General features: G+C 39.4%; 11 protein-coding genes and 1 tRNA gene. 7 read left to right on the plus strand and 5 right to left on the minus strand.

Annotated features, from left to right (window positions below; genetic code table 11):
* Positions 1–23: 23 nt before the first annotated feature.
* Together rhaI and ABJK37_RS04215 are read left to right on the plus strand one after the other, a co-directional pair.
* A complete protein-coding gene (gene rhaI / locus ABJK37_RS04210; RefSeq protein ID WP_348350445.1) occupies positions 24–1,316 on the plus strand; it encodes an L-rhamnose catabolism isomerase in 1,293 nt (430 codons plus the stop codon).
* An 82-nt stretch (positions 1,317–1,398) separates the two neighbouring features.
* A complete protein-coding gene (locus ABJK37_RS04215) occupies positions 1,399–2,859 on the plus strand; it encodes a pectate lyase (protein WP_348350447.1) in 1,461 nt (486 codons plus the stop codon).
* 331 nt (positions 2,860–3,190) lie between these two features.
* On the opposite strand, the gene ABJK37_RS04220 is transcribed toward ABJK37_RS04215, so the two are convergent.
* The 4 genes from ABJK37_RS04220 to ABJK37_RS04235 form a co-directional block, all read right to left on the minus strand.
* A tRNA-Val gene (locus ABJK37_RS04220) sits at positions 3,191–3,267 on the minus strand.
* Positions 3,268–3,454: 187 nt separating this feature from the next.
* Complete coding sequence (locus ABJK37_RS04225) at positions 3,455–4,441, minus strand: DUF3080 domain-containing protein (RefSeq protein WP_348350449.1); 987 nt, start codon at positions 4,439–4,441, stop codon at positions 3,455–3,457.
* A gap of 35 nt (positions 4,442–4,476) precedes the next feature.
* Positions 4,477–5,220 carry a pteridine reductase gene (locus ABJK37_RS04230; RefSeq protein WP_348350451.1) on the minus strand — a complete coding sequence of 248 codons (744 nt, stop codon included), beginning with the start codon at positions 5,218–5,220 and terminating at the stop codon, positions 4,477–4,479.
* Positions 5,221–5,315: 95 nt separating this feature from the next.
* Positions 5,316–6,176 carry a fructosamine kinase family protein gene (locus ABJK37_RS04235; protein WP_348350453.1) on the minus strand — a complete coding sequence of 287 codons (861 nt, stop codon included), beginning with the start codon at positions 6,174–6,176 and terminating at the stop codon, positions 5,316–5,318.
* Positions 6,177–6,391: 215 nt separating this feature from the next.
* Here ABJK37_RS04235 and ABJK37_RS04240 point away from each other — a divergent pair, with 215 nt between their 5' ends.
* Entirely contained in the window at positions 6,392–7,000 is a 609-nt protein-coding gene (locus ABJK37_RS04240; RefSeq protein WP_348350455.1) for a hypothetical protein, read from the plus strand.
* 106 nt (positions 7,001–7,106) lie between these two features.
* On the opposite strand, the gene ABJK37_RS04245 is transcribed toward ABJK37_RS04240, so the two are convergent.
* A complete protein-coding gene (locus tag ABJK37_RS04245; protein ID WP_348350457.1) occupies positions 7,107–7,757 on the minus strand; it encodes an START domain-containing protein in 651 nt (216 codons plus the stop codon).
* Positions 7,758–7,937: 180 nt separating this feature from the next.
* Here ABJK37_RS04245 and thrS point away from each other — a divergent pair, with 180 nt between their 5' ends.
* From thrS to rplT, 4 genes are all read left to right on the plus strand, one after another.
* Positions 7,938–9,851, plus strand: coding sequence for a threonine--tRNA ligase (gene thrS / locus ABJK37_RS04250; RefSeq protein ID WP_348350459.1), 1,914 nt, complete (start codon positions 7,938–7,940; stop codon positions 9,849–9,851).
* 38 nt (positions 9,852–9,889) lie between these two features.
* Positions 9,890–10,417 (plus strand): translation initiation factor IF-3, encoded by a 528-nt coding sequence (infC, locus tag ABJK37_RS04255; RefSeq protein WP_215931734.1) that lies wholly within the window; start codon positions 9,890–9,892, stop codon positions 10,415–10,417.
* A 116-nt stretch (positions 10,418–10,533) separates the two neighbouring features.
* Positions 10,534–10,731: a 50S ribosomal protein L35 gene (gene rpmI, locus ABJK37_RS04260; protein WP_215931732.1), complete on the plus strand. Its 198-nt coding sequence runs from the start codon at positions 10,534–10,536 to the stop codon at positions 10,729–10,731.
* 16 nt (positions 10,732–10,747) lie between these two features.
* Positions 10,748–11,104 (plus strand): 50S ribosomal protein L20, encoded by a 357-nt coding sequence (gene rplT / locus ABJK37_RS04265; protein ID WP_007636426.1) that lies wholly within the window; start codon positions 10,748–10,750, stop codon positions 11,102–11,104.
* Positions 11,105–11,449: the final 345 nt, after the last annotated feature.

An 11,449-nucleotide genomic window follows, 5' to 3' on the forward strand; every position in this document is an offset into this window, starting at 1 on the left:
ACAGATAAATTAGGTAGATAAGCATGACACAACGTATCGATAAAGGCTTAATTGCAGAGCAAAATGCAAAGCTTGAGGGTTTTTTACAAGAAGACTATGCGGCCCTTGGTAACAAACTCGCTCGAGAGAACATTAATATTGACGATATAACTGCGAAAGCGGAAGGCTTTCAGGTTGCCGTTCCTTCTTGGGGAACGGGAACAGGCGGAACGCGTTTTGCCCGTTTTCCTGGCATAGGTGAGCCCCGTAATATATGGGAAAAATTGGAAGATAGCGCAGTTATCAATGACCTATCTCAATGTACAGAACGTGTATCTCCACATTTTCCTTGGGATAAAGTCGATGATTTCTCTGAATTAAAAAGGGCTTCAGATGAATTAGGTTTGAAATGGGATTCAATTAACTCAAATACGTTTCAAGACCAACCTAATCAAGAGCATAGTTTTAAATATGGTAGTTTGAGCAATACTAGTGCTGCATCTCGTGATTTAGCCATCAAACACAATCTTGATTGTATTGAATATGGAAAAGCATTGGGTTCGAAAACCTTGACTGTTTGGGTTGGAGATGGCTCAAACCACCCAGGACAACAACATTTTCAACATGCTTTTGAGCGGTATTTAGAAAGCATGAAAACCATTTACGCTGGGTTACCTAGTGATTGGGAATTGCATATCGAACATAAAATGTTTGAACCTGCTTTTTATTCTACGATCATCCAAGATTGGGGTAGTAATATCCTTGCGGCAATGGAATTGGGCCCTCAAGCTAAGTCATTGGTTGATTTGGGACACCATGCTCCCAATGTCAATATCGAAATGATTGTTTCTCGTTTGATTCAATTTAAAAAATTGGGTGGCTTTCACTTTAATGACAGTAAATATGGTGATGATGATCTAGACAGCGGCAGTTTACACCCTTATCAGCAATTTCTTATCTTTAACGAACTTGTGGATGCAGAATACCGCAACCAAGAAGGCTTTGGTCCAAACTATATGTTAGATCAATCACATAACGTGACAGATCCAATTGAAAGTTTGATGAATTCAGCGGCAAGCGTACAGCGTTCTTATGTTTCTGCGTTGATTGTCGACCGAACGAAGTTGACGGAATATCAAACTGAGAATGATGCACTTATGTGTAGCAATACATTGAAAAAAGCATTTACTACAGATGTGTCACCAATATTGGAGATGGCACGTTTACGTAGAGGTGGAGCTATTGATCCCATAGCTGTATACCGTAAATCTGGTTACCGCAAACAAGCAGGTGTTGAACGGCCTAATAGTGGTGGTAATGGTTCGGGTATTGTTTAAGAAAGAATACACTATTGATCAAAAATAAGTTTATTGTGAAATCTTAATTGATGCCTTTAGTTTTGTTAGAGGTCTTTGTCTAATGACTCGTATTTTTTTATCCTTACTCTGTCTTCAAATACTTTTTTTTCCTTTTTTCTCTGTTAGTCAAGAGGTAAAACTGAGTGAAGTTGTTTGGCACGGTGCACATTGTTATAAAATTGAGATGACTATGGGCACAGTGTATTTTGAGAAAGATAATGGCGTTTCAGGGTTTAAAAGTTTTATAGACTCTCAAGGAAATGATTGGATAGCCTCATATCTTCCGCCTGGGCCAAAGGGGGAATATCGAGGTTTTCCAAACAGTGTTGGTAATTTTGGACATGCTGGACGTGACAGTGGGTCCACTACAAGGATTTTAAATAACGTTAGGGAAGGCGACTCAGTGATTTTAGAGTCGAGTAATAATGATTTTACTTTCCGATATCACTTTCTTGCAGATAGAGTGGCAATTGAAGTGCTTGAATCAAGTAATAAGGAATATAACTTTCTATTAGAAACCGTGGCTGGAGGAACGGCTGATGAGGAAGACTATTTTGTATCTTCAGATGGAGTGCGACGCATTCCAACCGTTGCTGGTGAGTTTTATGATTTGACCCCAGAATGGATTTACATTGGCGATCCAAAGGTAAAGGACGTGCTATTTTTTGCAAAAACGCCCGATGATGATGCGCCTAACGAGAACCATCGTCAATTTCTACAGGGAAATGCGCATAATATGGATTTATACGGATTTGGACGAACCGGAGCGGAGCACAAATATGCCGTAAAGGGAATGAGTGGTAACGAGCATATCAGCATAATAGGCTTTACTTCCTCAGAGAGGTCTCATAATGACATTGCCATGATGATTGAAGGGTTTCTTGCTGAACCATTTATACCTGGAATTAGACCCGTCAAAAAATGGGATAAAGGGTTGTTAAGTAATCATTATTCATGGTTTGCTACAGCAGAAGCAAAAACAATTGCTAATAGTCTTATTCAATATCAATCCTATCAGGGAGCTTGGCCTAAGCAAGTTGACCTAACGCGCCCACCAACCTCAAAACGCGATATTCCTGACAGTGCCAGTAAACTCGCAAATTCAATAGAACAAGATGGCATAACTCTTCCATTGAGGTACCTTGCTAAGGTGGCTTATGCAACGGGTACGCCTAAATTTAAAACTTTAAATAAGGTTCCTCCTGTGCCTGTCTCTCGACAATCTGAAAGTGCCGAGACGTTTAAATATCGGGCAGCATTTATACGTGGTTTAGATTATCTGTTGATAACACAACAGAAAAACGGGAGTTGGCCTAAATCTTTTCCTTTAGCTAACAATCAGGAATACTCTCAGGTTAGCAAGCAGACGTTGTCGGAAATTATTAGGTTACTCGAGAATATTGCTTCTTCAGAAGTACCTTTTGGTTTTATAGATGATAAGCGTCTAGAAAAAGTTAAACAGGCACTCAATCTTAGTGCAACTAGATTGGATAGGGACGACAACGTTTTATTTAATCCTTAAAACTATCGTAAGGCTGTTGTGCGTGCATCTAATTTGGCATTCCATCTTACTAGGTTACTAAACTAGTTTAATATTCATTAACTCAATTTTCTACGATTAAACAAGTGCTTTAAGCTGATGTTTCATGACCTTGCCGCCACCATTGCGGGGGAGTGAATCCATTATTCTGATATGTTTGGATAACTTATATTTTGCCAACAACGCTTCCCTTAACTTGCAAAATCATTTCGAGGGGGATTAACGTCTCAAAATAAAATTGAAAGTTAACTTGTGTTTACTTTTTATGTTTGCGGGATTGGTTTTTAATTAAATAGCTGAAGGCCATTAGAATTGGTACAACCGAGTGGACTCGAACCACCGACCCCCACCATGTCAAGGTGGTGCTCTAACCAGCTGAGCTACGGTTGTATTAATTACTAACTTTGCTTTAAAGCCTGATGCTTTGAAGCGGCGCGTATAATAACGACGAGACTATCTATCTGCAAGTCCTTTTTTGATTATATTGATTGATCGTACAGCAATTGTACAAAGCATGGTTTTAACTTACTCATTTTAAAAACTGGCATGCTCATTTTCTGCATGATTAACCTGCAAATTAAATGTTATCGCTTGGTTTTCCTGGTTGTTTGTCGCAACGTTTGAATAGTTGTTGCCAAAATAGAATATGTTGCTTCATTGCTTCCTTATAGTTTTCATAACCCTGTTGGTTAGCGTTTTGGATATAATCTTTTAGGCTGGGTGATAAATCTGGGTGTGTCGAGATTGTTTCAAAAATAGGGCTTAGTTGATATTGGTAGTGATTCATTTGACTGGCAACAGGTTGAATTTTTTCGATGAAATACCGCTGAAACACGTTTGTCAGATATTCTAATTTTTGTTTTGATTTGCCTCTGGTACATTTCAAATTTTTAGTGTGTTGTTTTAGCCATAATGTATTGTGATTTAGGTTGTTTGATAGTGTTAATTGGCTTAGCCACAATTTGGCTGGTAGTGAGTTATTTTTTAAAACTTTCAAATGTTGTTCTAATGTTGCGTTATCGAGCTGATTGTTTTCATTAATATGTAGCAAGAAATTTAATGCGTTGATGCTTTGTATTAAGCCATCCTGTTCATTTCCTTTTACCAATCCATAATTGGCACTTAATCCTTGTTTTATTTCAATGCTCAACTGCATCAAGTTTGCCCAAACCTTTGGAAGTTGTTGGATTTTGATTTGTTTCCAATTCGCTAATTTTTCTCTTAAGTTTGGATTTAGAGTGTTGTCTAGGCATTGTTGTAATGCATCGATTAATTGCCGTTCATAAACATATCGAGTCGAAGGTAACTGCAGATTGCCGAGGGATGTATTGCGCTGCGCAACGAGTGAATATAGTTCACAGTGTTTAAATTCGTAAAACTCAAATAACTTTATTGTCGTGTCGGGAATGTTTTGCTTTAGCTCTCTGAGAGGCGGATAGGGGGCCAAACTAATTGTGAGTTTGTCCGGTTTTTCTACATCCAAGACTCGAGCCATACGCTCTTGATAATCGTGTATTTGATGTTTCAGAAGATGACTGTTTTCACATCCCAAAACTAAAGTCATCACAAGCAATATGAACGAAAGGCAGCGCACAAGTATTAACCTTTAGTATATGAAGAGATGCTACGTCCTCCGTCAACGGCGATGATTTGTCCAGACACATACGAGGCTTCAATCAGATATTTTATTGTATGAGCTATTTCATGCAGAGTACCTAAACGTTGCGCGGGTACTTGACTCAAAATTTGTTGTTTATCCTCTTCGTTGATTTGCATTTCGGGCCATAAAATAGCGCCTGGGGCGACTCCGTTTACACGTATTTCAGGAGCTAACTCCATTGCTAAAGATTGCGTCATAGTGACGAGGGCCGCTTTCGCCATACAATAAAGGGTATGGTCTTTTAATGGGCTAAATGCGTGGATATCTACCATGTTGATAATAACGCCGGAGTTTTGTTTTAACGCTTGGGTACAATATTGAGACAAAAATAATGGGCCCTGCATATTACTGCCGACTAGGTTTTGCCAGTCTTTAGTGGTAATTGAACCAAAGGGAGTGGCATAAAAGGCAGATGCATTGTTGACCAACACATCTAAGCGCCCAAATGAATCGATAGCTTGTTGTCCGATACGTTCAATGTTGGACATATCAGAAAGGTCACCTTGCACTAGCATTGCGGATTTTGCTCTGATTTGATTGAGTTCACTACATAATGTTTCTGCTTCCATTCGTGATTCGTTGCAGTGAACAACAATATTAGAACCAAACGAATGTAGGTATTTTGCTGTATGTGCGCCAATTCTTTTGGCGCCGCCGGTAATCAGGGTGACTTGGTTTTCCATTTTATTCTAACTTGAAGTATCAAAAGCTAAGGATATAAAAGAAAGCCGCTAAAGAATAGTGCAGCGCGCAAAGGAATCAATAACTGACTTTCGTTTTAGCTGTCTAGATTCTTTAAGGTGATTTTCGCGCTATCTATATATTGACCGCCAAACAGTAAGGCGTGATTTAATACATGATATAGCTGGTAAATTGGTTTTCGATAGTGATAGCCCTCGTCTAAAGGCCAGATACTTGAATAACCGGCGTAGAAATGTTCTGGAAAACGCCCAAATAATTCGGTCATGGCTAAATCTGTTTCACGATCACCAAAATAGAATGCGGGGTCGTAAATTACTGGCTTTTTTGAGTGAAACCCCGTATTTCCTTGCCACAGGTCACCATGGAGCATAGACGACTGTGGTTTATGACCTAAGAGTAAATTTTTGACTGATTCTACTACGCTTTCTATGTTCGCGAGTGCAATACCTTTCTCTGATAATAACTGCAGCATAAATCCAATACGTTGTTCAGCAAAAAAACAATTCCATTTTTTATGCCAAAGGTTCGACTGCGGAGTTAATCCAATAAAATTGTCTTCTTGCCATCCATACATTTGTTGAGTGTGATTGCTATGCATTTTTGCTAATGCTTCACCAAATTGAAACCAGCTAGAATCGTCACCTTGTGTGATAGTGATATATTCTAAAACTAAGTAGCTATGACTCGACACTAAACCTGAACATATCACCTTAGGCACTTTGAACAGTTGGGTGTGACTTATGTGGTCTAAGCCTTCTCGTTCAGCGTCAAAGTTAGATAATTGATGTTTTTCATTGGTTTTGACGAAAAAGCGCTGTTTACCATCTGATATTTTGTAAGATTTATGGCTGTCTCCAGCCTTAATTTCGCGAATATCGTCACAGATAAAATCTTGTTGAATACTTTCGCTGATTTGTTCACTTATAAAGTGCCACATATTCAATCCTTTTTAGACGTCTTATCAGCTAATTATGGTGTAAGTATCAAACTTGTATGGTTGATTAAGTTCTCTAAAAAGAAGTTATTATATTAATCAGTAATTAATCTCGGTGTATTTCGAAATTTATTTCTTTCGCTATCTAAATAGCTAATTATTTTCATTGCATAACAAACACGTATAATTGTGGCGTTTATACTCATTTAAGATTTAGCATGGTTCGTTTCATACAGTTGTACGTTTTGCTAGTTGTGTTGATTACCTTACCGGTTAATGCGCATGAGCATCGGTCTGCCCTGCAGGATTCTTTAGAACACGGCTATGTAGGAATTCATGGCATGGTGCTATTTAACAAAGGAACGACCTTGTACGCATCCCACTTGCCGCTATACAGAAAACCTCACAACGCGCAAATTATCTATCAAATTGAAACGCAATATTCTCCTCTAGTTAATCTGGTGAAAAGCGCAGAAATGGTGACGATAAAACCTGAGCTGTTTAATCTTCAACGTTTGATTAGAGGGGAAGCAATGTCGATAAATGTAGATGTTTATAATGGTCATTTTGAACGTGGAGGTAGTTTAAATTTTGAAAATATTGAGATCACTTTGGGTAAACAAGTGTATTTAAGAATGTTAAAAGATTTCCCTCTAGCCAGTTTAAAAAAACAATATGACATAGTCGCGTTAGATAATGGAAGCAGTCTTGTGATTCACCAGATTCAAATTGCACCGAGTTTTGACCATATTCTCATGATGTCAGGCAGGGGTAGTTGTGAACATACGATAGACATTAAAACATTCGAGTCCGATGAAAGACACTGATCAAATTATTGAGCACTTGTGGTTCTCTTGAATCCGTATATTTTGAAACCCAAGATTTTATAAAAATGCCCCATTAGAATGGGCCTTCGACTTTATTTTACCTGAGTTAATCAGCTGAGGTAGGCGGGATTATTGGCTGGAATTGTTCTAGTACAATCACTTTTCTCAAGTTTTGAAAGGTATTGAACATGGATGTAATCAATTCTTTATTCGCGATAAAAGCGGGTAGGTTACCTCCTGGGTTACCTCCTCCAGTGTAGGTAATTTCGCTTTTTCCATCTTCTAATGAAATCGCTTCCCATAATCCACGCATATTTTGCATGCGAACAAATTTTGCGTGTTGTGGAATTGCATCACCTCTGTCAGATATTTCTATTTGAACCCCAAGCTTCGAAGTAGTAATGGTAGATAGGGTAACCATATCTCGGTCTTTTACAGGCCAAGGTGCCTCAAAAAATGTATTCACCAAACGTTGTGTAGGTGAAACTTCTTGTAACGTCTTTACTTCAATACAATTATGGATCCACTGTGAGGAAAATGACACATCGTTAAACAGGGCAATTAATGCATGGGGATTGGATTCGACTACGGTGGCAACTTTGATCTCTTTGTAACCTGAATCAGTGGACTTGCTGTAAATACTGACTGCATTTTGTTGTTTTTCAAGTTTCCAATCATTTGCACTGCTGGCAAAACTGATAAATAAACCTAATAAAACCACAATGATAACAGTAGTTTTTGTTGCTATGCGTTGCATCACTAAACCTTAATTCGTTATAATACTCGTTATTGTTCTGATGGTAGCAGAGCATCTTTTTTCAAAGCACCCTTTTTTGGGTGTTTTTTATTTTTATTTATCGGTTCATGTAAATAGAACCGACTCTAAACATTCGCATGTGGCGCTTGGTAGGTGTCACCACTGCATAAGGATTTTGATATGCCCGTAATTACTCTTCCCGATGGCAGCCAACGCCAATTTGAAAATGCAGTTTCAGTTTTTGATATAGCCACGGATATTGGCCCTGGTTTAGCAAAAGCCACCATAGCTGGCAAAGTAGATGGTGTGCGCGTTGACGCTCATGATCTGATTGAAAACGATGCGATGGTGCAAATTATAACCGCCAAAGATGAAGATGGTTTAGAAATTATTCGCCACTCTTGCGCTCACTTAATCGGTCATGCCATTAAGCAACTTTATCCAGATGTAAAAATGGCAATTGGCCCTACCATCGATAACGGCTTTTATTACGACATCGACATGGAACATTCATTAAATGATGAAGATCTTGTGCAAATCGAAAAGCGTATGTTGCAGCTAGCCAAAACTAATTACGACGTGGTTAAAAAAGTGGTGACTTGGCAAGAGGCCAGAGACACCTTTGAAGCTCGCGGAGAGACTTACAAAATTCAAATTCTTGATGAGAACATAGCTAAAGACGATAAACCCGCTTTGTATCATCACGAAGAATATACAGATATGTGTCGTGGTCCTCATGTACCAAACATGAAGTTTTGTCAGCACTTTAAACTAATGAAAGTCGCCGGAGCCTATTGGCGTGGTGACAGCGACAACAAAATGTTGCAACGAATTTATGGCACAGCTTGGGCGGATAAAAAGCAACTTAAAGCCTATTTGAATCGCCTAGAAGAAGCTGAAAAGCGTGATCACCGTAAAATTGGTAAAGCGCTAGATTTATTCCATTTTCAGGATGAAGCGCCGGGAATGGTGTTTTGGCATGATGCTGGTTGGACTATTTATACGGAACTTGAAAAGTTTGTACGCTCTAAATTAAGTGAATACAATTATGGTGAAGTAAAAGGTCCATTAATGATGGACAGGAGCCTATGGGAAAAATCTGGCCATTGGGACAAATTTGGTGATGCTATGTTTACCACCGAATCTGAAAAGCGCGAGTATGCAATCAAACCCATGAACTGCCCAGGCCATGTGCAAATTTTTAATCAAGGTCTGAAATCTTATCGCGATTTACCACTGCGTATGGCTGAATTTGGGTGTTGCCATCGTAATGAACCTTCTGGTGGCTTACATGGTTTAATGCGTGTACGTGGGTTTACGCAGGATGATGCTCACGTATTTTGTACAGAAGAACAAATTCTTGAAGAAGTAGGCAGCTGTATCGACATGATTTACGATGCATACCGCACCTTTGGATTTGAAAAAATAGTCGTTAAGCTTTCAACTCGCCCCGAAAATAGAGTAGGCAGTGATGAAATTTGGGATAAAGCTGAGGCTGAACTTGCTGAAGCGTTAAAACAAAAAGATATTGAATTTAGTTATCTACCCGGTGAAGGTGCGTTTTATGGCCCTAAAATTGAGTTTACTTTATATGACTGTTTAGATAGAGCCTGGCAATGCGGTACGGTGCAACTCGATTTTTCAATGCCTGGTCGTTTAGGTTCTGCTTATGTAGCAGAAGATGGAGAACGTAAAGTACCAGTTATGATCCACAGAGCAGTATTAGGATCGTTAGAGCGCTTTATTGGAATTTTAATTGAAGAGTATTCTGGCTTTTTCCCACTTTGGTTGGCTCCAACACAAGCGGTTGTGATGAATATTACCGATAAACAGGCGGATTATTCGAATAAAGTGGTGAAAAAACTAAAAGAAAGTGGATTTAGGGTCAAGTCGGACTTGAGAAATGAGAAAATAGGCTTTAAGATCCGCGAGCACACGCTTAGGCGTGTCCCATATTTGCTTGTTGTTGGCGATAAAGAGATGGAAAGTGGGGAAATTGCAGTACGTTCACGTAACGGTGATGACCTCGGGAAAATGTCGATAGACGCGTTTATTGACAAAGCCATGTTAGAAGTTGACAACAAACATATCTGATTAATTTTGCGGAGGAATAACATATTAAAAGCGCTAACATGAAGGCTAAAGATTCGAATAAAGCTCGGATCAATGAAGAAATTACTTTAAATGAAGTACGTTTGGTAGGAAAAGAGGGTGAGCCGTTAGGCGTAGTGTCTATCAGTGAAGCCATGGATGTTGCCGAACAAGCCAATTTAGACTTGGTTGAAATTAGCCCTAATGCTGAGCCGCCAGTATGTAAAGTAATGGATTACGGCAAGTTCTTGTTTGAAAAAAGCAAGACACTTAAAGAGCAAAAGAAAAAACAGAAGCAAATTCAGGTCAAGGAGATTAAATTTCGCCCTGGCACTGATGAAGGCGATTACCAGGTAAAACTGCGCAACCTGCGTCGCTTTCTAGAAGCGGGAGACAAGGCCAAAGTAACGATACGTTTTCGTGGACGTGAAATGGCACACCAAGAAATTGGCATTGAACAACTTAAACGCGTTCGCGCGGATTTGGAAGACATTGCCAACTGCGAATCTTTCCCTCATAGGGTTGAAGGTCGTCAGATGATCATGGTACTTGCCCCAATTAAGAAGTAGTTAAGGTCTACAAGTAGTTCGGAATCTGCACCCGTTCTCACCTTGCTGCTAAACATGTAACTTAAACTTTGAGTGTCTGCAACACGAAAAGTTATTAACAATGCGGAGTTTTAGCAATGCCTAAAATGAAATCACACAGTGGAGCTGGGAAGCGTTTTATTAAAACTGCTTCTGGTCGCTTCAAGAGCAAACAGTCTCACTTGCGTCACATATTGACCAAGAAGAGTTCTAAGCGTAAACGTCACTTACGTGGCAAAAAATTGGTCCATGTGGCCGACACTGCGTTGATCCAACGCATGTTACCTTACGTTTAAGACAGGAGACTAAAAAATGGCAAGAGTAAAACGTGGTGTTGTTGCACGTGCCCGACATAAAAAGGTACTAAAACAAGCCAAAGGTTATTATGGAGCTCGTAGTCGAGTTTATCGCGTTGCTGTTCAAGCAGTAACAAAAGCTGGTCAATATGCATACCGTGACCGTCGCAACAAAAAGCGTACATTCCGTCAGTTGTGGATTGCACGTATAAATGCTGCTTCACGTCAAAATGGTTTGTCTTACAGCCGTTTCATCAATGGTTTGAAGAAAGCCTCTGTTGAAATCGATCGTAAGATTTTAGCCGACATAGCGGTACATGATAAAAATGCATTTGTTGCGTTAGTCAATGCAGCTAAAGGCGCATTAGCTTAATTTTTAGCTAATTTTTTTAATAAACAGTTTTAAGTTCTTTCAGGAAACGGCGAGCATGATGCTCGCCGTTTTTCTTTGTGTTTTTTACTCCATTAATACCAATTCATCTTATCAATTAGTCACTCAGAGAACACCAGCGACTTTCCATCGAGGCGTAGTCCTGCAGGAATGGCTACCCCCTTTCAAAGGACTAGAACGAAGAGTGAAAGTCGCTGGTGTTCTCCCTTTGGGCGAGGTTTAAAAGCTCCTACTCTGCGTTGCTAGAACTTACAATAGAATAACTATTGCTTCATTCGAGCACCTTGATTAGGTGATTTTAAATCTCGCTGAGCGATCAATTGTTAG

The organism is Paraglaciecola sp., assembly GCF_039964565.1.
In the GTDB taxonomy this organism is placed as follows: domain Bacteria; phylum Pseudomonadota; class Gammaproteobacteria; order Enterobacterales; family Alteromonadaceae; genus Paraglaciecola.